The sequence below is a fragment of the Streptomyces sp. NPDC046876 genome, from assembly GCF_040645035.1.
Taxonomy (GTDB): Bacteria; Actinomycetota; Actinomycetes; order Streptomycetales; family Streptomycetaceae; genus Streptomyces.
On sequence record NZ_JBEYXK010000109.1, the window covers coordinates 1 to 22049 of the forward strand.

The window sequence follows — 22049 nt, forward strand, 5'->3', positions numbered from 1 at the left end:
CCCCGCCCCCGCGCTGTGGTGGTTCGCGTACGTGGCCCTCGTGCCCTGGATGCTGCTGCTGAGGACGGCTCCGACCGGGCGGCGGGCGGCCCTGGCCTCACGTGCCCGGAGGATCACCGCTGCGGGGCGGCGGCTCCGCTCGGCGAACGGGGCTGGGCGGTCGGGATCCGGTCGGTGAAGAGCAGCGCGACGAGGGCGGTGAGGCCGAGGATCCCGAGTGCGGCGCGCAAGCCCTTCAACCGGGCCTCGGCATTGGCTTCTAGGGCGGCCTGGGAGACCTCCGGGCTCGCTCCCGCCGTGTCCAAGGCCCTCTTGAGGTCGGCGTCGGAGAGGAAGGGCACGCCGCTGTCGAGTTCGGCGGCCGCCTGGGTCTTGACCGGTTCCGGAACGGCCGGGTTCTGCTCGATGCTGGTGAGGAACGAGGACGTCAGCACCGCGAGCATGACCGATCCGGCGAGCGCCGTCCCGATCGACGCACCGAGGTTGGTCACGGAGTTCTGTACGCCGCCCACCTCGGCGCTGCGCTCGTCCGGTACGGCGGACACCGTCACCGAGCCCAGCTGGGACGCCAGCGCGCCCATGCCGAGTCCGATCAGCAGCAGCGGGACCGTCACGACGCTCGCGCCCGCGTCGGCGTCGAGCGCGGCCATCAGGACCACCGCACCGGCCAGCAGCGCCAGGACCCCGAGGCGCACCACCCGGCGCGGCGACACGTTCGGCAGCAGCCGGGGGATCAGGAGCGCCGCGGCCATCAGCGTGACCGACAGGGGCAGGATGTGGACCCCGGTGGTCAGGGCCGACAGGCCGAGCGCGACCGACAGGTACAGCGGGACGAGGAAGAACACCCCCATCTGCACCAGGTACTGGAAGAAGAACATCGTCAGACCGCCGGTGAGCTGACGGTTGGCCAGCAGTCCCGGATCCACGAGGGGTTCGCGGCCCTGCCGGGCGACGCGGGCCTCCCAGGTCATGAAGAGCCACATCAGGAACAGGCCGGCCCCCATCAGCCACACCACCGGCGAGAGCCCGAGCCAGGCCGGCCCACCGGACTTCGGCAGGAACCAACCCCACACCGAGGTCCGCAGCACCCCGAAGACGAAGAGGCCGAGGCCGAGGACGGACAGCAGGGCGCCGACGAAGTCGATGCCGTGCCGGGCCTCGGCCGGGGCGTCGTTGACACGGCGGGCGAGCAACAGGATGACGATCACGAGGACCACCTCGCCGGCGAAGACCCAGCGCCACGAGAAGTAGGTCGTCGCCAGCCCGCCGATCAGCGGCCCCACCGCGATCGCGACGGCCCCGGCCGCGGTGACGAGCCCGTACGCGGCCGGTCGTCGTTCGGCGGCGAAGTTCTCGGCGACCAGGGCCACGATGGCGGGCAGGATGAGGGCCGCCCCGATGCCCTCCAGGAACGACCAGCCCAGCAGCAGCACGGGCAGGTTGGGGGCGATCGAGGTGGTGAACGACCCGCAGCCGTACACCACGCCGCCGATCATGAACGCCCGCTTGCGGCCGATCATGGCCCCGACCTTGCCGCCGGGAATCATGAACATCGCCATGACGAGGGTGTACGCGGTGATGGCGCCCTGGATCCCCGACACGGTCGAGTCCACGTCCGCCGCGACCGTCGCGATCGAGACGTTCATGACCGAGCTGTCCAGCGCCATCAGGAACTGCGCGGACCCGAGCGCCGTCAGGGTGGTCCGCGCGGACGAGGGACGCGGCGAGGTGCCTCCGGCTGCCATGCCCGCAAGCATCCCAGCCCTGGCGCGCCCCCCGGCCGCGACGCGCCCCAGGACGACTTCGGAGCCGTACCGGACGCCTCCGGTACGGCCTCGGGCGCGGGGTGAGGGGTCACATCGGTGTCATCGGGCTCTGCAGGCCCGGCAGCAGCCAGTCCTGGAAAACGGCCAGCACGGCCAGCACGGCCAGCAGCAGGAAGGCGACGCCGGCCACCCGGGCCAGCTGCGGCCCCCGGTACCAGAGCTTCTCCAGGAAGATCAGCGTCGCCACCCCCGCCATCGCCGCGATGTTCATCACGCCCAGGGGGATCAGCACGACCATCAGGGCCCAGCAGCAGCCGACGCAGTACGCGCCGTGGTGCAGCCCCACCCGCAGGTCGCGCAGCGGCGGCCGGTACGAGGCGTACCGGATCAGCTGGGCCATCGGGCTGCGGCAGTGACGCAGGCAGATGTCCTTGAGGGGGCCCAGCTGGTACAGCCCGGCCAGCGCGAAGGCGGACGCCCCGATCCACCTCCCCGCGTCCGGGTGCTGGTCGACCAGACTGCCCGTGAGCGCCAGCCCGCCGTATGCGAGCAGGCCGAACGCCGTCCACGCGATCAGGTAGCCGGCGAGGAACGTGCCGGTGCGCAGCGCACGAGTGGCACCGCCGCACTGGCGGGCGATCCCTTTTGCCCAGGTCACCGCGACGGGGGCGACGGAGGGCAGCATCATCGCCGCCATCATCGCCAGCCAGAGCAGGAGGAACAGCGGCAGCCCCGTTCCCATCGTGCCGGGCCCGATGCCCATGCCCCTGGCCTGGCCGACGGTGAGCACCCAGGCCAGGGCCGCGATCAAGGCGATGAGCGACCAGGCCACGGCGAGTTCCCGGGCCGGCAACAGCACTCCCCGCCGCAACGGGTGGTCCACCGAGCCCTGCCGCTGAACCGTACGCATGGCGCACCCCCATCAGACCCTTCCAGCACAGCACGGATCCCGGCGACGGCAACTCTCGGGCCAGTCGATGCCCCGATGACGCGAGCGCACCACTTCGGCTTCACCGGGGACCGCACCGGCCGGTCCAGGAAGACGATCACCTTCGACTGGTCCGGCCCCAACTGAAACCCCCCGGGCGGCCAGGTAGCGCGCAGCGGTCAACCAGCCACGGGGATCCCGAGTTCGTCGAGCAGTCCGCGGACGCGCTGCTCGATCCGGTCGCGGATGGGCCGGACGGCGGCGACGCCCTGGCCGGCGGGATCCTCGAGGGTCCAATCGAGGTAGCGCTTGCCGGGGAAGTACGGGCAGGCGTCGCCGCAGCCCATGGTGATGACGACGTCGGACGCCTGTACGGCCTCCACGGTCAGCACCTTCGGCGTCTCGGCAGAGATGTCGATGCCGACCTCCGCCATGGCCTCGACGACGGCCGGGTTCACGCTGCCGGCGGGCGCGGAGCCGGCGGAGCGGACCTCGACGCGACCTCGGCCGAGGTGGGTGAGGAAGGCGGCGCCCATCTGCGAGCGGCCGGCGTTGTGGACGCAGACGAACAGCACCGACGGGCGCGAAGGGGACGGGTTCACGGCAGGAGGCTCCAGAGGTTCAGCGGTACCGCACTCATGCCTTCGCCTGCGGGAACGTGAGGACGGTGGCGAGGCGTTCCAGAGCGGCGGGAAGCACCCAGTAGTAGACCCAGGTGCCGCGCCGTTCGCAGTCGACGAGGCCGGCCTGCCGCAGCAGCTTGAGGTGGTGGGAGATCGTCGGTTGGGACAGCTCGAAGGCCGGGGTCAGCTCACACACGCAGACCTCTCCCCCGTCCCGCGAGGCGATCATCGACAGCAGCCGCAGCCGGACCGGGTCGCCCAGGGCCTTGAACAACTTCGCCAGGTCGACGGCCTGCTCCTCGTCCAGCGGCGCGGCGGCGAGCCGGCCGCAGCAGCCTCCGGCATCCTCCCCGAGGACCGCGAGTTCCTGTTCCGACATGCCTCTATATTGACGACCTTCAATCCAAGATGCAAGGTTGTATCGAAGAACATCAAAGCAAACTGTTGTCGCTGGGAGTCGTCGTCATGAGCGAGCAGTCCACCGACCTGCGCGAAACCGTCCGCCGCCGCTACGCCGCCGCAGCCGTCCAGGTCACCGAGGGCGGCACCGCCTGCTGCGGGCCCGCGCCGGTCGAGACCGACGAGAACCTCGGCCCCACCCTCTACGCCGCCGACGAGCGCGACACCCTGCCCGCCGAGGCCGTCGCCGCCTCCCTCGGCTGCGGCAACCCCGCCACCGTCGCGGACCTCAACGAAGGCGAACGCGTCCTGGACCTCGGCTCGGGCGGCGGCATCGACGTCCTCCTCTCCGCCCGCCGCGTGGGCCCCACCGGCAGGGCCTACGGCCTGGACATGACCGAAGAGATGCTGGCTCTCGCCCTGGCCAACGCGGCGAAGGCCGGCGCGACGAACGTCGAGTTCCTCAAGGGCGCCATCGAGGCCATCCCACTGCCCGCTTCGACGATCGACGTCGTCATCTCCAACTGCGTGATCAACCTGTCCACCGACAAGCCGGCCGTCTTCGCCGAGACGTTCCGTGTCCTCAAACCGGGCGGCCGGATCGGCGTCTCAGACGTCGTCGCCGACGACACCCTCACACCCGAGCAGCGGGCCGAGCGCGGGGACTACGTCGGCTGCATCGCCGGCGCCCTCTCCTTCGCCGAGTACCGCCACGGGCTCGAGGCCGCCGGTTTCACGGCCATCGAGATCACCCCGACTCACCCGGTCGCCGACGGCATGCACTCCGCCGTCGTCCGCGCCGTCAAGCCCTTCACCGCGCCCCCCATCGGCGAGGCCGATCGACCACGACCTGGCAGCCGATGAAGAGGCGCAGGACGACGACGGAGACGCGGGTCCCGTCAAGGGCACGCAGGCGCCGGCGGGCGGGCACGGTCTCCGGCGCCGCAACCGGAACCGGTACGACAGTTTCGACCGTGCGGCCGCCCACGGTGCGGCGCGTGGCGTCCATGCGTACCTCTCCTGCCCGGGTTTCCTGTGGTGTGGACCGCTGCCCGCTGCCTCAGCGCAGGGCTCGGGGTGGCTCGGCCCGGGTGGTGGCGGCCTTGGTGACGAAGTAGTACTCCTCGTCCTCGATGGCGGCCCTGGTCTGCTCGCCGATGTACAGGTCGAGGTGCCTGGCGGTGTCGCAGCCGGTGCTGCACAGGTCGTCGACGCGCCAGTGGGCGGCCTTCACCCGTGCGCAGGTCTCGCCGGGCACGCCCGGCCCGCAGTCGGTGACGCGGATCCGGGTCCCGGGTGAGACGTGGTTGGCCGCGGCGGACTGCCAGGGCACCAGGGCGTCGTCGTGGGAGCCGACCGGCGGACGGCCAACCCCGCGGCAAGCCCCGCGGAGGTCCGGACTCGTGGGAAGGAGCCATCGGCGGTCGGGTGGTGAGGGGACGCACGGGAGCCGGCCGGCCCCGCTACGGCGCATGCGGGTCAACGGTGTCCGCCTTCGGGATCCGGTACCCGGTGCGACGCGACCAGTTCGGCATCCACCAGTTCGCCCGTCCGGCCAGCTGCATGGCAGCCGGCACCAGCAACGCGCGGACCAGCGTCGCGTCGAGCAGGACGGTCAACGCCAGACCGGTCCCCAGCAGCCTCAGCGAGGTGACGCGCGACATGGCCAGTGCGCTCATCGTCGTCACCACCACCAAGGAGGAGGCACTGATGAGACGTCCGGTACGGGCCATGCCGTAGATGATCGAGGAGCGGCTGTCTCCGGTCGACGTGTACTGCTCCTTGATGCGCGCCAGCAGGAACACCTCGTAGTCCACGGACAGGCCGAGGGCGATGCAGACCATCAGCAGGAGCATGCTGATGTCGAGTTGCCCGGTGACCGTGAAGTCCCCCGTGCCCACGCGCCCTTCCTGGAAGAGCGGAACCAGGCAGCCGATGCCGGCGCTCAGGCTGAGGACGGCGAGGGCGACCGTCTTGCAGGAGACGAACAGCCCACCTGTGAAGGACACGACCACCAGCAACGCACTGGACCCTGCCAGGAGCGCGGCGAGGGGAACCCTGCTGGAGAGTTCCGTCTTCGTGTCGGCTGCGCGGGCAGTGGTTCCCGCGACCATCCGCGGCGCGAAGGCGGGGACGGCGCGGACTTGGTCCAGCAGGCGCTCGGACACCGGCGGTTGCGTACCCGGGGGCATGCGTACGTCCAGGCGCAGCGCCCCCTCGCCGGCCAACCGCTGATGTGCCTGGTTCGGCGGGGTGATCCGGCTGCCGCCACGATAGGAGCCGGTGACCGCGTCCACCCGGGCCACGCCGGTGAGCGTGGACAACTGCCGGGCGTAGTGGTCCACCTCCGTGGTCACGCCCGCGGCCCGGAGATCGGCCCCGCTCAGCACGACGGACAGTTTGTCCCCAGCAGCGTCCGGAAACTCCCTGTGCACGCGCTCACTGGTCTGTCGTACCTGCGCGGATTCGGGCAGGACGCGTTCGTCGGCGATACCGAACCGGGCTCTGCTCAGCGGCATCGCGCAGATCAGCAGGAGCACTGCCGCCGAAGCACCGAGCAGAACGGGGCGCCTCGTGGCGGCGTTTCCCACCCAGGCCCACGCCCTGCTGTATCCGGGTACGGGCGGGGCCCCGGCCTGCGTGTCCGGGCCCTTCGTCTCCGGGAGCCGCAGCATCCGGCGCACCCGATCGGACAGACGCCGGTCAAGCCGCGCCGCAGGAAGCAGGGCGAATCGCAGCAGCGCTGGATAGACGAGGACCGTGGTCAGGGCGGCGAAAACCACCACGGCGATACCGCCGGCGGCCAGTGAACGCAGGAACGGCACCGGAAAGATCAGCAGGGCCGCCAGGCAGGCGACGACTGTGGCAGCTGAGAACAGCACGGCGCGCCCGGCCGAACGGACCGCGAGAGCGACGGCTCGCCTCACTGCTTCCCCCCGTGCCATCTCCTCACGGCAACGCATCATGACCAGCAGGCCGTAATCCACGGACAGGCCGAACCCCAGGGCCGCCGTGACGTTCACGGCGAACACGGAGACGGACATGACCCATGTCAGCCCGTGCAGCACGGTCAGCGTCGCCGCGACGGAGACGACCCCGATCACCATGGGCAACAGGGCCAGGGCGACGGAGCGCAGGGCCACCATCAGGATGAGCAGCACGAAAGGCGCGGCAGCCAGCTCGGCGGTGCGTAGGTCCTCCCGGCTCAGCCGGACCGCTTCCGCACTGCTCCACACGGGTCCCGCCGCGGCCACGGCGACGTCCCCGTGCCGTCCCAGGAGATCCGGGACGATTCGCTGCGCCGTGTCGACGGCTCGTGCCCCCTTTCCGATCAGCTCGACACCGATCAGCGCGTCCCGCTCGTCGGCGGACAGCAGAGCGGGGCTCGCCGTGTCCCAGTAGCTCCACACCCGTGCCACCCCCGGCTGCCCGGCCAGGGATTCGGCGAGTGCACGGCCCGCGACGGCCCCTTCACCGTCCTTCATCGAAGTGCGGCCGGACACCAGGAGAATCAGGTCGGCGGACGGCTCGCCGAATTCCTTCTCGATCACCTGGCCGGCCCGGTCCGCCTCCGTCCCGGTGGCGGTGAATCCGGACGGAGTCAATCGAGTGAAACAGCCGACCATCACGGGAAACAGCGCCAGCCCCAGCACGGCGACCGCCGCGAGGACCCGCCACGGATTTCCAGGAATCCACTTCGCCGCGAGCACGGGGAAACACCTCCGGAAAGTCACACAGGGATAGGCTGAACAGGCCGCGCCGCAACGTCGAGGCACCCTCCGGACATTGCGAAGCCTTCCACAAGGACGGACATGAGCACATCTACCGCATTCGCTGCCGTAAAGGCGGGAGAACAGCGCTACACCATCTCTGTCGCTCGTGACGAAAATACGATCCGAGAAGCCCAGAAGCTGCGCTACCGGGTCTTCAACGAGGAACTGGGGTCCCCGTATCACGCGGAGCAGGGCCGCGAGGTGGACGGATACGACCGGTACTGCGACCACCTCATCGCGCGCCGCACCGATACCGGCGAGATCGTGGGCACGTACCGCCTCCTGTCACCCGAAGGTGCGGCGCGGGCCGGCGGTCTGAGCTCAGAAGCCCTGTTCGACCTGAGTCCGCATCGCGCACTGAGGCCGTCGCTCGTGGAGCTCACCCGGGCGTGCGTTCACCCGGACCACCGCACCGGTCCTGTGATCTCCATGCTGTGGGCGGGAACGATCCGATACATGGCGCACGGCCGCCACGCCTGGCTCTCGGGGCGCATGACCTTTCCCCTCTTCGACGGTGGCGCCCTGGCCGCAGCCTGCCGGGACCAGGTGGTGGCCGGCGGTCACATCGCCCCCGACCGCTATCACGTACGCCCCCACACCCTCTGGGAGCCCCCGGCGAACGACCGCCCTGACCTTCCGATGCCCCCCAAACTCCGCGGATTCCTGCTTGCCGGCACATGGGTGTGCAGCGAGTTCGCCTACGATCCCCCACACGACGAGGTCAGTCTCTACCTCCTGCTCTCCCTCGAGAACACCGATCCACACCGGCGGAAGTTCCTCCTGTCACTGGGGGAACGCCTGACCTCCTGACGGCGGTCCGAGACGTCGCCGTTCGGGCCGGCGGCGCAGCGTGATGCGGTAGAGCGTCGAGGCCTGGCGCATGAAGACGATCTCACTGGCCCGGAGGTAGGTGCGGTACCGCAGGTAGGCGTCCGGGCCGACGAGCCGTTGGGCCTCCTCCCGGGCCTGGAACAGCCGGGAAGACCAGCCGCGCAGGGTGCGTGCGTAGTCCGCGCCGTCCTCGCGCAGCCTGGTGATCGCGAAGTACGGCTCGCACGCGGTGGCGATCTCCGACAACCGGGGCAGCCCGGAGCCGGGGAAGACCTCGCGCGCGAAGAAGTCCGGTACCGAGTCTTCGTGGTTGGTGTCGTCGGTCAGCGCGATGGTCTGGAGGCTGAGCCGGCCGAGCGGCGGCAGCCATCCGGCGCAGCGCGCGAAGAAGGACCGGTAGGCGTCGATCCGCTCGTCACGGGACATGCCCTGGTGGGTGAAGTGCTCGAACGCACCGATCGAGACGATGCCGTCGTACCCGTCGTCCGGCTCGTGGTCGCGCCAGTCCTGAACTGCGACGTCCACCCCGGGCAGCCCGAGTGAACGGACGTGTGCGTGCTGGTCGGCGCTGAGGGTGAGGCCGACCGCACGCCCGGCCCCGGTCTCTTCGACGGCCGTGCGCAGCAGGCTGCCCCAGCCGCAGCCGATGTCCAGCAGCCGGCTGCCGGCCGTGATGCCCGCCTGTTCCAGGTGGTACCGGAGCTTGGCGTGCTGTGCCTGCGCCAGCAGGTCCGTGTTCCCGGGCGCGCCCGTGATGCCGTCCCACAGGGCGCAGGAGTACGTCAGGCCGGGATCGAGCCACAGGGCGTAGAAGTCCTTGCCGATGTCGTAGTGGGCCTGGATGTCCGCAGCGGTGGCACCGGTGCGAGGGCGTGGGCCGGTCAGGGTGTTCACGGGCCGCCTCTCTCGTCGTACGAAGGGGATGGGGCCGGGCGAGGGAGCAGGGGGGCGGGGGCGGCCGCTCTCATCCGGTCGAACAGCCGACTGGAGCGCTCGGCCCTGGTCCGCAGCTCGTCGAGATGGCGGCCGATGCGATCACGGGCCTGCTCGCCCGCGGGGCCGAGACCGGAGCGGGTCATCACTCCCAGGGCGCGCAGCAGTGGCTGCAGCACACGCCGCCTGTGGATGTCGAGGTCGTAGATGCCGAACGCGGCGATCCGCATGGCGCGCTGTCGGTAGCCGACGATGGTGGTGCTCGGCCACTCGAAGGCGCAGATGACGTCGGCGAGGGCGCAGACCGCGCCGTCGGGGTCCAGTTCCAGCGCGGCGGTGTACACGTCGCGGTAGAAGATCATGTGGAGGTTCTCGTCGGCGGCGATCCGTGCGGTCAGCTGCCGGGCCACCGGATCGTCGCAGGCCAGTCCCGTGTTGCGGTGTGCCTCGCGGGTGGCCAGCTCCTGGACGGTGACGTAGGCCAGGCCGTGCAGCAGGGACGCGTGACCGCTGGTGTAGCCGGTGGACAGGTGCCGCATGCGCTGGCGCTCCAGGGCGACGGGGTCCACGGCGCGGCGTGCGTGCAGGTAGCCGCGCAGCGCGTGGGCGTGGCGGTCCTCCTCGGCCGTCCAGCGGTGCACCCAGGCGCCCCAGGCGCCGTCGCGGCCGAACTGGGTGGCGATCTCGAAGTGGTAGCTCGGCAGGTTGTCCTCGGTCAGCAGGTTGACCGTCAGCGCGTCCGCCACGACCTCCGGGAGGTCGGACTGGTCGGCCTGCCAAGGGGTGCCGTGGAGCGGGCCGTCGAAGTCGGAGGCCCGGCTCCAGGGGATGTAGGCGTGGGGGAACCACTCCGGTGCGGTTGCCAGGTGGCGGTCCAGAAGCCTGGCGACGGTCGGCTCGAGCTCCGCCAGGTGATCGAGAGGGAGGGTCAGCACGGCAGGCTCCTGATGCGTCGGCCGATGTCAGGGGCGCTGGAACACGAGAGCCGCGTTCTGGCCGCCGAAACCGAAGGAATTGGAGAGCACCGTCTCCAGCCGGGCGGGCCGCGGAACCTTGGTGACGACGTCGAGGTCGATCTCCGGGTCCATCCGGTCGAGGTTGGCGGTCGGCGGGATGAGCTGGTGGTGCAGGGAGAGCACCGAGCAGACGGCTTCCACGGCTCCGGCGCCGCCGAGCAGATGCCCCAGGACGCCCTTGGCCGCGGTGACGGGCGGCGGGGTCGCGAAGACCCGGCGCAGCGCCTTGGCTTCCACGATGTCGTTCATCCGCGTGGCGCTGGCATGGGCGTTGACGTGCCCCACGTCGCCCGCCGCCAGTCCGGCGCCGTCCAGCGCACCGTTCATGGCCCGGACCGCGCCGTCACCCTCGGGATGGGGGCCCGTCGGGTTGTGGGCGTCCCCCGAGAAGCCGTACCCGGTGAGCCGGGCGTACTCCCGGGCCCGCCGGGCCCGGGCGTGCTCGGTCCTTTCGAGGACGAGCACTCCGGCGCCCTCGGACAGGACGAAGCCGTCCCGTTCGGAGTCGAAGGGACGGGAGGCTCCAGCCGGGTCGTGGACGCGGGTGGACAGCGCGCCCATGCGCCAGAAGAGTGCCGATCCCAGTCGGTTGCAGCCGGAGTCGGCCCCGCCGGCGACGGCGATGTCGCAGGCGCCGGACCGGATCAGCATGCTCGCGATGCCGATGGCGCTGGCACCGGACGCACAGGCCGTGGTGATGCCCAGGGTGGGGCCCAGCGCCCCGACCATGGTCCCGACCTCGCCGGCGGCCATGTTCGGCAGGCTGCGGGGCAGGACCGTGGGAGACAGCGCCAGGAGGCGGCCCTTCTCCAGGGTCTGGCACGCCTTGATGGTGGTGTCGTGGCTCGATCCCCCGGTACCGATCACCACCGCGACCCGGCTGCCGTCCCACAGCGCGGGGTCGAGCCCGGCGTCGGCAACGGCTTCCTTGGCCGCTGCGTGAGCGAAGCGGATGAACCGGTCGGTGCGCCAGGCCAGGCCGGGATCCAGGGCGGCCGCGAGATCGGCATCGGACACCCGGCAGGAGATCGTCACCGGCAGCCCGTCCATCGACGGATCGTGGGCGGCCGTGGGGTCGCCGCCGCAGAGGCGGTCCCAGGTGGCGCCGACGCCGACGCCTGCGGGCGTGACCATCCCCACTCCGGTGACGGCCACGGCGTGGCGGTTCACGCGTCGATCTTCGCGGCAGTTCCGGTCGTGCGCAGCACCTGGTCCACGGCAGCGACCGCCTGGGCAAGGGTGGTGTCGAGGTTCATCTGCTCGAGGAGGCTTTCCTGGACATCGACACCGGTCTGCTCCTCGATCACCACGATCAATTCCATCACGGCAATCGAATCGAGCTCCAGGTCCGAAAACCTGACAGACCCCTCCAGTTTCGTCGGATCGATCTGAAAATGCGACTGAAGGAGTTCCTTCAGTCGCGCCTCAGTGAATTCCTCGACGATCTGAGAACCCATGAAAACCCACCGCTTCCGATGTTCCCGCCGGCATTTCCGGCGAGGACGCCACTCACTCCTACCACGCCCGCGATCCCCCGAAGAAGCCATCCCTAAAACGCATGCAGTAGCGTTCATGCGTATGCAGCAATTCCTGAGCCGGGTCAGCCGACGGGAGCGCGGTGGCGGAAGGCTGCGACCGCGATGGTGCGCCCGGTGGTGGCGTCGCCGATGGTGAGGTCGCTCTTCTGGTGGGCCGGTTCGTCGGGATCGTACGAGGTGCGCAGGGCGACGGTGAGGGTGGCCTCGAGGTCGGCGTTGGCGAGGTAGCAGATGCGGGCGTCGAGGAGTGCGCGGTCGAGGAAGGCCCGATCGGTGCCACCGGAGGCCCGCCACTGGTGGAGCTGGGCGCGCTCCGCAATGGGGAAGAACGCGGCGAAGTAGAGCAGGCCGACGCCGTTGACATCGCGGACGACGTCGACCGGGTGTTCCAGGACGAGGTCGGCTGCCGAGCGGGGCCAGTGGGAGCGCGCGGGGTCGGGGAAGACCCCGAGGTCGCGGGCGCGTGCGCACAGGTCGCGAGGGCTGTCCGCGTCGGGCAGGTGCGTGTGGGTGAAACCGACCGGTGCGCTGCGCACGAGCGCGACGTTGCTGCGGGGATCGCTGCGCGAGACCCACACGTTGACGTTCTCGACGTACATGCAGTCCGGCCGCGGTCGGCTGCACGGCTCGTCCGCGTCGAAGGGCAGCGCCGGCTGCCCCTCTCCGGTGATCCGGCGGATCCGGTGCACCGTCACCACGGACAGGCGACCGCTGTTGTAGACCCGGGAGTCGACCTCGATGCGTTCACCGAACGTCAGCTCACGAGGATGGAAACGGGCACCCGAAGTGAGCCGGTAGTAATAGAACGCGAGGTAGGACGGCCTGCCCCGCACGTCGCGGGCGTTGAACACGTCCAAGCCGCACACCGTGCTGACGGTCTGCCATGTCCAGTCCCCCACGCACGCGACCAGGTTCTGCAGGGGGCCACACATCCCCGGCTGCACGACCACCGTCCGGCGAACCGACGCCGGTCCGGTCCGTTCCACCCGACAGAAAGACACAACGACCTCTGGTGGAGCCAGCACATCGCTCACCACGATCCCCCTTCCAGGGCTGGCGGCCCGGGGACGCCGGTATGCGGCGTCGCAGCCTGCGACAACGAAGATCGTCCTTGTACCCGTCCAAGTCCAAATCCCCTCCCGCCAAATGGGCTACCACGGCATCGATCCGGCCTCACGCGTCTTGCCGAGCATGCAAGGTGCGTACTCCTGAGGAGCAAATCGCCGGAGTGACGCCCTCCGTACTGGGTGCACAGGCGCCTGCAGAGACCCCAGTATCACCAGCTGACACCCACTGCCCCCACCTGGTCACCGACGGTCAGCACGGCACTTGGAGCTTCGCCGACGACGCGCGCCACCTGGCGGCCACGCTCCCCATCACCGCCGGCCTGCCGCTCCCCGTTGGCGCCCGGCGTGGCTGCGACCACCCACGGCCGGCCCCGGACGCACGAAAGGCCGTCCTCTCATGGATGAGAGAACGGCCTCCGACCTGCGTTTCCGCATGGTCGGGACGACAGGATTTGAACCTGCGACCCCTTGACCCCCAGTCAAGTGCGCTACCAAGCTGCGCCACGTCCCGATGCCCGCTGACCTGGGGTTTCCCCCTTGCCGAACGCGCACGAGAACAATACCGCACTTCGCGGGGTGGTCGCGCGCGGGTTTCGCCGGGGTGGTCGGCGCGGGCGGCTGTTGACCTCAACTGCGCTTGAGGTTGCATGATCCTTTCATGACGCACGCAACCGCGGAATCCGAGTTCCGCTACGAGGACCTGAACCGCCTCATGGCGCTCATGACCGGGGACGAGAAGCACGGGCCCGCGGCCACGTCCACGCTGGATGCGCTGTGGGTGCTCTACGACCGCGTGCTGCGGGTCGGGCCGGGGAGCGCCCAGGACCCCGGGCGGGACCGGTTCCTGCTCTCCAAGGGGCACGGGCCGATGGCGTACTACGCCGTGCTCGCCGCCAAGGGCTTCTTCCCCGTCGACTGGCTCGGCGGCTTCGGCTCGTACCACTCGCCGCTCGGACACCACCCCGACCGCCTCCTGATCCCGGGCGTGGAGATCGCCAGCGGCTCCCTCGGGCACGGCCTGCCCCTCGCCGTCGGCAGCGCGCTCGGCCTGCGGGCCCAGGGGCTGGCCGACCCGGCGGTATGGGTGCTGATCGGGGACGCCGAGCTCGACGAGGGCAGCAACCACGAGGCGATCGCGTACGCGGGCTCGGCCGGCCTGGACCGGCTGCACACGCTGGTGATCGACAACGCCTCGGCGACCCACGGCTGGCAGGGCGGGATCGCCTCCCGCTTCGAGGCCGCCGGCTGGTCGGCCGTGACCGTGGACGGGCGGGACCACGCTGCACTGCACGCCGCTTACACGGCACCGCATCCGGGCCGGCCGCACGCCGTGGTCGCCCGCGTCGAGAAGAAGGCATGAGGGGGAACGCCATGGACAACATGCGCGAGCGGTTCATCTCGGTCACGTCCCGGGAGCTCGACCGGGACCCCCGGCTGGCGCTGGTGCTGGCCGAGATCTCGATGGACGGGTTCCGGCCCGCCCAGCAGCGCCACCCGGAGCGCGTGATCAACGTCGGCATCCGCGAGCAGCTGCTGCTCGGCGTCGGCGGCGGCCTCGCCCTCACCGGGATGCGGCCGGTCATGCACACCTTCGCCAGCTTCCTCGTGGAGCGGCCGTTCGAGCAGGTCAAGCTGGACTTCGGCCACCAGGGCACGGGCGGGGTCCTGGTCAGCGCGGCCGCCAGCTACGACTGGCCGGCCGGCGGGTTCACCCACATGGCGCCGGGCGACGTGGCCCTGCTGGACACGCTCGACGGCTGGACGGTCCACGTGCCGGGCCACCCGGACGAGGCCGAGGCGCTGCTGCGCCACGCGTACGCCGCCGGGGACGAGAAGGTGTACGTGAGGCTGTCGCTCCAGTCGAACGCCGCGCCGCAGCCCGTGGACGGCCTGCGGATGCGGACCGTACGGGAGGGGAGCCGGGGCGTGGTCGTGGCCGTGGGCCCGCTGCTCGACAACGTCCTCGCGGCGACCGAGGGCCTGGACGTGACGGTGCTGTACGCGAGCACCGTGCGGCCCTTCGACGACGCGGCGCTGCGCGCGGCCGTCGGCCGGGGCGCCGCCGACGTGGTCCTGGTCGAGCCCTACCTCGCCGGGACCTCCGCGCAGGCCGCCGCGCACGCCCTGGTCGAGGTGCCGCACCGCGTCCTCGGGCTCGGCGTGGGCCGGGCGGAGCTGCGCCGCTACGGCACCGTCGACGAGCACACCGCGGCGCACGGCCTGGACCCGCGCGCGCTGCGCGAGCGGATCGGCACCTTCCTGCGGTGACCCCGCCCCGGGAGGACGCGTACCGCCTCTCCCGGGGCGCGGGCCTGCGGGCGGCCCACGGCGCTCAGCCGGCCCGCAGGGTCTCCTCGCGCGCCTGGATGAGCTCCACGAGCTCCGCCGCCAGGGCCTTCACGGCGGCCAGCCCCTGCAGGCCCCATCGGCGCGGCTCGAGGTCCACCACGCACACCGTGCCCAGCACCATCCCCCGCGCGTCGGTCAGCGGCGCCCCCGCGTACGAGCGCACCCCGCACTCGTCGACGACCGCGTTGCCCGCGAACCGGGCGAAGTCCCGTACGTCCTCCAGGACCAGCGCCCTGCGCCGCACCACCACGTGCGGGCAGTAGCCGTGGTCGCGGGGCAGCACCCGCGCCGGGTAGCCGCTCGCCGGGGCGTCCGGGGTGTGGTGCAGCCCGGCGAAGAACTGCCGTTCCTCGCCGACGAAGTTGACCCCCGCGTACGGTGCGTCCAGCGCGCCCGCGACCCGCCGGGCGAAGGCGTCGAGCTCCGGGTCCGCCCGCTCCCCCAGGCCCAGTTCGCGCAGCCGGACGGCGCGCGCGGGCGCCTCCCGGTCCACCGGCGTGAGCAGCAGGTGTCCGGTCGACTCGTAGTACGTCATGGCAGTTCCCCCCGATCCGAGGACTTCGCTGAGTTGTCTGCCGCAGCGGCCGACGCCGCCGTGAGCAGCAGGTGGTGGACGAGGGCCGCCAGGGCCCCGTTGCCCGAGCTCGCCAGCCGCGCGTCGCACCGTACGACCGGCACCTCGGGCCCGAGCCCCACCGCGTCGCGGACCTCCTCGGCGCTGTAGCGGTGGCCGTCGTCGAACTCGTTGACGGCGACGATGAATCCGATCCCGCGCCGCTCGAAGAAGTCGACGGCGGGGAAGCAGTCGGCGAGCCGGCGGGTGTCGGCGAGGACCACCGCGCCGAGCGCGCCCACGCACAGCTCCTCCCACAGGAACCAGAAGCGCTGCTGGCCCGGCGTGCCGAACAGGTAGAGCACGTGCCGCTCGTCCAGGGTGATCCGGCCGAAGTCGAGCGCCACGGTGGTGGCGGTCTTCCGCTCGATGCCGTCCAGCGGGTCGTCGGCCTCGCCGAACCCGCTGAGCAGCTCCTCTGTGCACAGCGGCTCGATCTCGCTCACCGCGCCCACGAAGGTCGTCTTGCCCGCCCCGAACCCGCCCGCGATCAGGATCTTGAGCGTCGCGGGCAGGGTGGCGGTGCGGGTGTCACAGTCGTCGGCGTAGGCCATCGAGCACCGCCCGGAGCAGGGAGAGGTCGTCGGCGGCGAAGGAGCCGCCGGGGAACCGCGGCGCCTGCGCCATGACGGCCCCCGATTCCATCAGGTCGGACAACAGCACCTTCACCACCACGGCCGGAAGCCGCAGCTGCCCGGCCACCTCGGCGACGGTGACGGCCGCGGCGCCCGCGCACAGCCGCAGGGCGAGGGTGTGCTCGGCGCCCAGGGCGGCGCGCGGCCGCACCCCCGTCGCGGTCACCAGGGACAGCAGGTCCAGGGCGACGGCGGGGCGGGTCCGCCCGCCGCTGGCCGTGTACGGGCGCATCACCCGGCCCGCCGAGTCGTCGAGCCAGGGCGAGGCGTCGCGCGGGGCTCCCCGGCCGGGCGCGGTACGGGCCCGCATCACTGCGGAGCCCGGTCGCGGGCGGGGTCCCGGTCCGCGGCGACGGGGCGTCGCGGCGGGGCCGCCAGGTAGGGGCGGACGCTCTTGACCAGCATGGCCATCTCGTAGCCGAGCACGCCCGCATCGGCCTCCCGGTCCGCGAGGACCGCCAGGCAGGTGCCGGATCCGGCGGCGGAGACGAAGACGAGGGCGCTGTCGAGCTCGACCACCACCTGCCGGACCTCGGCGCCGTCCCCGAAGCGGGATCCGGCGCTGCGGCCGAGGGAGTACAGGCCGGAGGCGAGCGCGGCGAGGTGGTCGGCGCTGTCGGCGTCGAGGCCGTGGCGGCAGGTGACCAGGCCGTCGGCGGTCAGGAGCACCGCGCTGCGGGTGTACGGGACCCGCTGGACCAGACCGCTGAGCAGCCAGTCGAGGTCCGAGAGCCGGCTGGTCCGCGTTGCCGTTTCGCCGCCCATGGTGGTGCGCTCCTTGCTGGGGTGGGGGGTCGGGGTGGTCGGGGTGGTCGGGGTGGGGGTCATGCTTCGTCCTCCGCGTGCGCGAGGCCGAAGCCGCGCCGGAAGGCGGCCATCAGGCCGGGGTCGTGGAGGGGTTGGTCGGGGCCGTCGGCCCGCCGCGGGGCGGGGGCGTCGCGCAGTTCGGGCGCGAGGTGGGACTGGGCCCGCCGGCGGGGCAGGGGCGGCCGGTCCGGGTCCGTCCGCGCCGCCGGTACGGTCACGGGGGGTCGGGCGGGGGTGGGCGCCGGCTCGGGCGTGGGCGGCCGGGCCGCGCCGTGCGGGGCGGGGCCGGGCCGCGGTCCCGGTCCCGGTTCCGGTTCCGGATCCCGGCCGAGGTCCAGCCCGGTCCCGAGGTCCGGGGTGGCCCCCCGGGCGGGGGCTGCGGCTGGCCCGGGGTCTGCGGCTGTCCCGGGGTCTGCGGATGCGTCGGCGGCGCCGGGCCGGGGCGCCCCGGCCCGGCCGGAGAGCGGGCCCGCGGTCCCCCGCAGGTGCCCGGGCCCCGCATCGGCATGCGGCACCTGGGCCGGACCGGCGTCCCAGCCGGGCTCCGCCGCCGGGGCGTGCCCGGGGTGCCGTGCGGAAGCGGGGTCCGCGTCGCCCGCGGGGCCGGACGTCTGCTCCGGTCCGGGGGCGGTGGCCGGGGCGGCCCCCGTACCCCGGAAGTACAGCGACCAGGCGTCGGCCGCCCTGTCCCGGGCGGCTCCCCCCTCCCGTGGGGCGACGGCGGGCCCCTCGGGCGCGGCGACGGCGGGCCCGCCCGGCGCGGAGCCGGCAGCCGGTGGCGCCTCGCCGGTGGGGCTGCTGCCCGCCCGCGCCTCGGTGGGCGGGGCTTCGGCCTCCGGCGGATCCCCCACCCCGCCCCTTCCCGAAACCGGGGCTCCGCCCCGGACCCCGGAAGCGGAGACCATCGCTCCGCTGCTGACCGGCCCCGCATGCCGGACGGGCGCCTCGGCGGGGCCGGGCACGGCCGTACGCCCCGAGTCCCGCACGTGCGCCGGACCGGCGTGCCGCCCGGCGGCGGCCTCCCGTAACCCGTCCGCCGACGAAGCCGCGGGCGCCTCGGGGGGATCGGGCAGGGCCGTACGCCCCCCGTCCCGGACGGGCACCGGAGCGGCGTGCCGCCCCGGGGCGGCTTCGCGGGACCCGTCCGCCGACGAGGCCGAGCAGGCCTGCGGGGCCGAGGGAGCCGACGGCCCCGAGCGGGCCTGCGGGGCCGAAGCCGCCGAAGGCCCCGAGCGGGCCTGCGGGGCCGAAGCCGCCGACGGAGCCGAGCGGGGCTGCGGCGCCGAGGACGACGGAGCCGAGCGGGGCTGCGGCGCCGACGAAGCCCGTGGCGTCGACGGAGTCGGCCGCGGCACGCTCACCCGGACCGGTTCCAGCGGCGGCGCGACCGAGCCGCCCTGGCCGGTCCCCCACGAGGTGGCGCGCGAGCCGTTCACCGCGTCGGCGCCGCCGGGCGCCTGCGCACCGAGCAGGTCCTGCGGAAGGACGAGCACCGCGAGCACGCCGCCGTAGATGTTGGACTTGAGCTCGACGGCGATCCCGTGCCGCCGGGCCAGGGCGGAGACCACGAACAGGCCGATCCGCCCGTCCGCCAGCAGGTGCCGGACGCTGACCTGGTCGGGGTCGACGAGGAGGGAGTTCATCCGGTGCTGCTCGGCCGCCGGCATGCCGAGGCCCCGGTCCTCCACCTCGACCGCGATGCCCGCGGTGACCCGCTCGGCCCGCACCACCACGTCGGTGTCGGGGGCGGAGAACACCGTGGCGTTCTCGACGAGTTCGGCCAGCAGGTGCACGACGTCGGCGACGGCGTGGCCGCGGACGGTGCCCCCGGCCGGCGGCACGACCTTGACCCGGGTGTACTGCTCGACCTCCGCGACGGCCGAACGGAGCACCTCGCTCAGGTCGATGGGCCGGGTCCACTGGCGGCGCGAGGCGGCGCCGCCGAGAACGGCCAGGTTCTCGGCGTGGCGGCGGATCCGGGTGGCCAGGTGGTCGACGTGGAAGAGCTCCTTGAGGAGGTCGGGGTCCTCGACCGTGTCCTCGAGCTCGTCGAGCAGCGAGATCTCCCGGTGCACGAGGGACTGCAGGCGCCGGGCGAGGTTCACGAAGACCTCGACCTTGCGGTCGCTGTCCGAGGGGGCTGCCGGTCCGGCCAGCCGGACGAGGGTGGTGTGCGCCAGTTCGCGGGCGCCGCGCAGTTCCTGGGAGAGCAGCCAGAACTCGTCGACCCGCTCGGGGTCGGTGCCGGGCGGCGGCTCGGTGGGTCCGCCGCGCACGGGCCGTGCGGGCGGTTCGCCGCGTTCCAGCCGGTCGGCGGCGGCGCGCAGCTCTTGGCGGCCGCGCACGCTGGAGCGGCGCAGGGCCTCGCACCGGTCCCGTACGGCCTTGGCGGAGCGCTGGGCCCCGAGCAGGGCGGCGGCCAAGGCGCCGACGACGAGCAGGGCACAGCCGAAGAGGACGGGCCACAGCCGGGCGTCACGGTGCCCGGTACCGCCGCCGAGTTGGAGGGTGAAGATCACCGCGGCGGTTCCGCTGAGACCGGCGGCGAGGGTGGGCAGCACGGCGGCGCGCACCAGCTGGGGCCGTATCTGCCGCCCGGGACCGGTGGCGGCGTGTCTCGACGGGGCGTGGCGGGCAGCGCGGAGTCCGGACATCGGCGTCCTCTACGTGGGGCCCGGGCCACCAGGGGTTCGGGGGCCCGGTGTTGATCACCGGATACCCACGCTAGACCGCAGGATCCCGCTGCTGACAGCCAGTTGGGGAACTTCACCGGGGTGCTTCCCGCTCCCGCGGGAGCGCTCGTACGGCCGCCCGAATCCGCCGGGAGCGCGTGTTCGGTGGGGTGGTGCGCTGCGGCCGTACGGTGGTGCGGGCCCGGTGCCCGGCGGCGCCGGGTTCCTTGGGGCTCCACCCCAAGGAACCCGGCGCCTCACACGCCGGCCGGCGAGGCTGGTGGTGCGGGACGTGAGATCACCTGTCGACGGCGTCGGTCACGCGGCTCCAGTCGTCCAGGTCTGCGGTGCGGGCCTTGAGGGCGGTGCGCATGCCGGTGGCGCTGGAGGTGCCGAGGGCCAGGCGCAGCGGGGGGTTGGGGCTGTCGACCGCGGTTCGGATGCCTTCGGCGATCCGGGCCGCGGAGGAGAACGCGGACGCGGGCAGTTCTCCGATGGCCTTCTGGACCTCGCGGACGGTCTGGTCGTAGTCGTCGAGGCCGGCAGCGACGTCGAGGTTGGACAGGAAGGGGGTGGCGGTCATTCCGGGCTGGATGAGCGTGACCTTGATGCCGAGCGGTGCGACCTCGGCCGCCAGCGCGTCCGACAGTCCCTCGACCGCGTACTTAGTCGCGGCCAGCAGTCCCACGCCGGGGTGGGCGGACTGCCCGTAGACCGACGAGCCCTGGAGGACGTGTCCGGATCGCTGGGAGCGGAGTACCGGCAGCGTCGCGCGGAGCACGTTGAGCACTCCGAAGACGTTGGTGTCGAACACGGCGCGGGCTTGCGCGTCGGAGGCTTCCTCGACGGCTCCGAAGAGTCCGTAGCCAGCGTTGTTGGCCACGACGTCGATGCGGCCGAACCGCGAGAGCGTGCGCTGCACCGCCTCCCGGACGGCCTGCTCGTCACGCACGTCTGCCGGGATGAGGAGCAGGCGGTCGCCGTGCGCTTCGGTCAGTTCCTCCAGGGAAGCGGTGTCGCGGGCGATCGCCGAGACGACGTCGCCGTTCTCCAGTGCCTGGAGGGTCAGTTCGCGGCCGATGCCGGAGGTGGCACCGGTGATGAGCCATGTGCGGGGGCTGGTCTGCTGGTTCGATGTCCTGTTCATGTTGCGACCGTAAGGCGTTAGCTCATAACGCGTCAAGCGAAGGTGGCGCTGCGAGTTGCCCGTTAGGCGACTTAGCACCTCTTCTTGCTGGGGTAGGATGGGGTGATGAGCAGTGCTGCAGCCGGATCTGCGAAACCCAGCCCCCGCGCCGTCATGCCCGTGGTGGAGACCGTGCTCGCGTTCGTCAACACGCGCGCGGACGGGGCCGGTCGGCGGGAGCTGTTCGGGGACGGGCGCTCGTTCGCGGCGTGGCTCGCGGAGCACGACGAGTTCGGCGGCGGCACCGTGGCGACCGATGCCGATGCCGCGGCGGCGCGCGAGCTGCGTGACGCCCTGGTGACCCTGCTGCTCGCGCACTCGGGCGACGAGGAGAGCCTGGGCGAGCCGCTCCGGCACGCCGAGCAGCACCTGCGGCGCGCCGGTGCGCTCTACCCGCTGGCGACGGTGGTCACAGCCGGTGGCGTCGAACTGGCGTCGCCACAGGCAGGAGTGCCGCGTGTGTTCGGGACCGTACTGGCCGCGGTGACGACCTTCGCGCAGACCGGCGACTGGGGGCGCATCAAGGCGTGCCGCAACCCCCCGTGCCATTTCGGCTTCTTCGACCGCACTCGCAACGGGGCAGGGCTCTACTGCAGTACCGGCTGCGGGTCCCAGGTGTCCATGCGCAACTACCGCCGGCGGCAGCGCCAGGAGAGCGAGGCCCCGCCGCCCGAGGCCTCAGCCTGACGCCGGAACACCGGCCCCCGGCCCTGGCCGGGCGCGGCCAGCCCCTGCCAGGTGCGGGGGGCCGGGCGGGAGCCCCGCGGCCCCGGGCTTCCAGGCACTTGGCCGGCGCCTATGAACGGGGGTCCGGCACATTCAGCCCCGCCGGCGATTGAGGCGCGGGTCCGGGCAGAGCCCGGTGCCCGGCGGAGCCGGGATCCCTTGGGGCTCCGCCCCAAATATAGGAAGT

22 protein-coding genes and 1 tRNA gene are annotated in these 22049 nt (G+C 72.4%); 5 read left to right on the top strand and 18 right to left on the bottom strand.

Annotation, left to right across the window (positions count from 1 at the left end):
- Positions 1 to 113: 113 nt before the first annotated feature.
- From ABZ924_RS33035 to ABZ924_RS33050, 4 genes are all read right to left on the bottom strand, one after another.
- Entirely contained in the window at positions 114 to 1745 is a 1632-nt protein-coding gene (locus ABZ924_RS33035; RefSeq protein WP_361918191.1) for an MFS transporter, read from the bottom strand.
- A 109-nt stretch (positions 1746 to 1854) separates the two neighbouring features.
- Positions 1855 to 2676: a DUF2182 domain-containing protein gene (locus ABZ924_RS33040; protein WP_361918194.1), complete on the bottom strand. Its 822-nt coding sequence runs from the start codon at positions 2674 to 2676 to the stop codon at positions 1855 to 1857.
- A gap of 197 nt (positions 2677 to 2873) precedes the next feature.
- Positions 2874 to 3296 (bottom strand): arsenate reductase ArsC, encoded by a 423-nt coding sequence (locus ABZ924_RS33045; protein ID WP_361918196.1) that lies wholly within the window; start codon positions 3294 to 3296, stop codon positions 2874 to 2876.
- Between the two features lie 34 nt (positions 3297 to 3330).
- Complete coding sequence (locus ABZ924_RS33050; RefSeq protein WP_361918199.1) at positions 3331 to 3696, bottom strand: metalloregulator ArsR/SmtB family transcription factor; 366 nt, start codon at positions 3694 to 3696, stop codon at positions 3331 to 3333.
- An 86-nt stretch (positions 3697 to 3782) separates the two neighbouring features.
- Here ABZ924_RS33050 and arsM point away from each other — a divergent pair, with 86 nt between their 5' ends.
- Positions 3783 to 4580: an arsenite methyltransferase gene (gene arsM, locus ABZ924_RS33055; RefSeq protein ID WP_361918202.1), complete on the top strand. Its 798-nt coding sequence runs from the start codon at positions 3783 to 3785 to the stop codon at positions 4578 to 4580.
- Between the two features lie 196 nt (positions 4581 to 4776).
- Here arsM and ABZ924_RS33060 read toward each other — a convergent pair whose 3' ends face one another.
- A complete protein-coding gene (locus tag ABZ924_RS33060) occupies positions 4777 to 5049 on the bottom strand; it encodes a hypothetical protein (RefSeq protein WP_361918204.1) in 273 nt (90 codons plus the stop codon).
- A gap of 130 nt (positions 5050 to 5179) precedes the next feature.
- A complete protein-coding gene (locus tag ABZ924_RS33065; RefSeq protein WP_361918207.1) occupies positions 5180 to 7426 on the bottom strand; it encodes an MMPL family transporter in 2247 nt (748 codons plus the stop codon).
- Positions 7427 to 7528: 102 nt separating this feature from the next.
- Here ABZ924_RS33065 and ABZ924_RS33070 point away from each other — a divergent pair, with 102 nt between their 5' ends.
- Positions 7529 to 8299 carry a GNAT family N-acyltransferase gene (locus ABZ924_RS33070; RefSeq protein ID WP_361918209.1) on the top strand — a complete coding sequence of 257 codons (771 nt, stop codon included), beginning with the start codon at positions 7529 to 7531 and terminating at the stop codon, positions 8297 to 8299.
- Here ABZ924_RS33070 and ABZ924_RS33075 read toward each other — a convergent pair.
- From ABZ924_RS33075 to ABZ924_RS33100, 6 genes are all read right to left on the bottom strand, one after another.
- A complete protein-coding gene (locus ABZ924_RS33075) occupies positions 8273 to 9214 on the bottom strand; it encodes a cyclopropane-fatty-acyl-phospholipid synthase family protein (protein WP_361918212.1) in 942 nt (313 codons plus the stop codon). The genes ABZ924_RS33070 and ABZ924_RS33075 overlap by 27 nt on opposite strands.
- On the bottom strand, positions 9211 to 10188 hold the full coding sequence (locus tag ABZ924_RS33080; RefSeq protein WP_361918215.1) for an acyl-ACP desaturase: 978 nt from the start codon (positions 10186 to 10188) through the stop codon (positions 9211 to 9213). Before ABZ924_RS33080 ends, ABZ924_RS33075 begins: the two co-directional genes overlap by 4 nt.
- A gap of 27 nt (positions 10189 to 10215) precedes the next feature.
- Positions 10216 to 11439, bottom strand: a complete 1224-nt coding sequence (locus tag ABZ924_RS33085; RefSeq protein WP_361918217.1) for a beta-ketoacyl-[acyl-carrier-protein] synthase family protein — start codon at positions 11437 to 11439, stop codon at positions 10216 to 10218.
- Positions 11436 to 11726, bottom strand: a complete 291-nt coding sequence (locus tag ABZ924_RS33090; protein WP_361918220.1) for an acyl carrier protein — start codon at positions 11724 to 11726, stop codon at positions 11436 to 11438. The genes ABZ924_RS33085 and ABZ924_RS33090 overlap by 4 nt, the downstream gene beginning before the upstream one ends.
- A gap of 143 nt (positions 11727 to 11869) precedes the next feature.
- Positions 11870 to 12844: an LnmK family bifunctional acyltransferase/decarboxylase gene (locus ABZ924_RS33095; RefSeq protein WP_361918223.1), complete on the bottom strand. Its 975-nt coding sequence runs from the start codon at positions 12842 to 12844 to the stop codon at positions 11870 to 11872.
- A gap of 464 nt (positions 12845 to 13308) precedes the next feature.
- Positions 13309 to 13385, bottom strand: a tRNA-Pro gene (locus ABZ924_RS33100).
- A 147-nt stretch (positions 13386 to 13532) separates the two neighbouring features.
- On the opposite strand from ABZ924_RS33100, the gene ABZ924_RS33105 reads away from it, so the two are divergent.
- Together ABZ924_RS33105 and ABZ924_RS33110 are read left to right on the top strand one after the other, a co-directional pair.
- Positions 13533 to 14234 (top strand): transketolase, encoded by a 702-nt coding sequence (locus tag ABZ924_RS33105; RefSeq protein ID WP_361918226.1) that lies wholly within the window; start codon positions 13533 to 13535, stop codon positions 14232 to 14234.
- An 11-nt stretch (positions 14235 to 14245) separates the two neighbouring features.
- On the top strand, positions 14246 to 15142 hold the full coding sequence (locus ABZ924_RS33110) for a transketolase C-terminal domain-containing protein (RefSeq protein ID WP_361918247.1): 897 nt from the start codon (positions 14246 to 14248) through the stop codon (positions 15140 to 15142).
- A 64-nt stretch (positions 15143 to 15206) separates the two neighbouring features.
- Here ABZ924_RS33110 and ABZ924_RS33115 read toward each other — a convergent pair whose 3' ends face one another.
- From ABZ924_RS33115 to ABZ924_RS33140, 6 genes are all read right to left on the bottom strand, one after another.
- On the bottom strand, positions 15207 to 15758 hold the full coding sequence (locus ABZ924_RS33115) for a GAF domain-containing protein (protein WP_361918229.1): 552 nt from the start codon (positions 15756 to 15758) through the stop codon (positions 15207 to 15209).
- The gene (locus ABZ924_RS33120; protein ID WP_361918232.1) at positions 15755 to 16390 is read right to left on the bottom strand and encodes an ATP/GTP-binding protein; all 636 of its coding nucleotides are present in this window, start codon (positions 16388 to 16390) and stop codon (positions 15755 to 15757) included. The genes ABZ924_RS33115 and ABZ924_RS33120 overlap by 4 nt, the downstream gene beginning before the upstream one ends.
- The gene (locus ABZ924_RS33125) at positions 16368 to 16781 is read right to left on the bottom strand and encodes a DUF742 domain-containing protein (RefSeq protein WP_361918235.1); all 414 of its coding nucleotides are present in this window, start codon (positions 16779 to 16781) and stop codon (positions 16368 to 16370) included. Before ABZ924_RS33125 ends, ABZ924_RS33120 begins: the two co-directional genes overlap by 23 nt.
- The gene (locus ABZ924_RS33130) at positions 16781 to 17236 is read right to left on the bottom strand and encodes a roadblock/LC7 domain-containing protein (protein WP_361918250.1); all 456 of its coding nucleotides are present in this window, start codon (positions 17234 to 17236) and stop codon (positions 16781 to 16783) included. Before ABZ924_RS33130 ends, ABZ924_RS33125 begins: the two co-directional genes overlap by 1 nt.
- Positions 17237 to 17295: 59 nt before the next feature.
- Positions 17296 to 19932, bottom strand: coding sequence for an ATP-binding protein (locus tag ABZ924_RS33135; protein ID WP_361918238.1), 2637 nt, complete (start codon positions 19930 to 19932; stop codon positions 17296 to 17298).
- Between the two features lie 316 nt (positions 19933 to 20248).
- Positions 20249 to 21097 carry an SDR family NAD(P)-dependent oxidoreductase gene (locus ABZ924_RS33140; RefSeq protein ID WP_361918241.1) on the bottom strand — a complete coding sequence of 283 codons (849 nt, stop codon included), beginning with the start codon at positions 21095 to 21097 and terminating at the stop codon, positions 20249 to 20251.
- Positions 21098 to 21202: 105 nt separating this feature from the next.
- On the opposite strand from ABZ924_RS33140, the gene ABZ924_RS33145 reads away from it, so the two are divergent.
- Positions 21203 to 21823 carry a CGNR zinc finger domain-containing protein gene (locus tag ABZ924_RS33145; protein WP_361918244.1) on the top strand — a complete coding sequence of 207 codons (621 nt, stop codon included), beginning with the start codon at positions 21203 to 21205 and terminating at the stop codon, positions 21821 to 21823.
- The last annotated feature ends 226 nt before the right edge of the window (positions 21824 to 22049 follow it).